Here is an 821-nt window from a genome sequence, read left to right as displayed (position 1 = left end):
CCGGCGCAAGGCCAGCGGCGAGTACTGCTGCAGCAGGTCGGTGCGCCCTTCGCGGTACACCTTGACCAGGATCCGGTACAGGTAGTTGACGTCCGACGCAGCCAGGTTCAAGCCCTTGGCCCCGGTTGGCGGGACGATGTGGGCGGCGTCACCGACCAGGAACAGGTGGCCGTACTGCATCGGTTCGACCACCAGGCTGCGCAGCGGCGCGATACTTTTTTCAAGCGCCGGGCCGGTGATCAGGTCGGCGGCCACATCGGCGGGCAGACGGGCTTTGAGTTCGTCCCAGAAGCGCTCGTCGGACCACGCCTCCACCCGATCATCCAGGGGCACCTGCAGGTAATACCGGCTGCGCGTCTGCGACCGCTGGCTGCACAGGGCGAAGCCGCGCTCATGGTGTGCGTAGATCAGCTCATGGTTGACCGGCGGCGTATCCGACAGCAGGCCCAGCCAGCCAAACGGGTAGACCCGCTCATACTGCTGCAGCACGCCTTCGGGAATGCTCTGCCGCGATACACCATGGAATCCGTCACACCCGGCAATGTAATCGCAGTCAACCCGATGCACCTGGCCGTCCTTTTCAAACGTCAGGTAGGGCTTCTCTCCCTTGAGTTCATGCAGTTGGACATTGCTGGCCGCGTAGATGATCGGCGCACCATTGGCCTCACGGGCCTGCATCAGGTCACGGGTAACCTCGGTCTGGCCGTATACCATTACCGTCTTGCCCCCGGTCAGGGCCTTGAGGTCCAGGCGCTGACGGCGGCCGCCAACCAGCAACTCGACGCCCTCATGTACCAGGCCTTCACTGTCCATGCGCTGCG

The 821-nt window shown here is 64.1% G+C and carries 1 protein-coding gene; it reads right to left on the bottom strand.

Annotated features, from left to right (window positions below):
- On the bottom strand, nucleotides 1-821 hold an 821-nt coding region (locus tag HP547_RS29045), incomplete at both ends, for a 4-hydroxybenzoate 3-monooxygenase (RefSeq protein ID WP_172288949.1).

The organism is Pseudomonas sp. CM27 (assembly GCF_013179515.1).
Lineage (GTDB): Bacteria > Pseudomonadota > Gammaproteobacteria > Pseudomonadales > Pseudomonadaceae > Aquipseudomonas.
The sequence above is the reverse complement of the archived record's forward strand: the minus strand, read 5'-3'. Positions and strand labels throughout refer to the sequence as shown.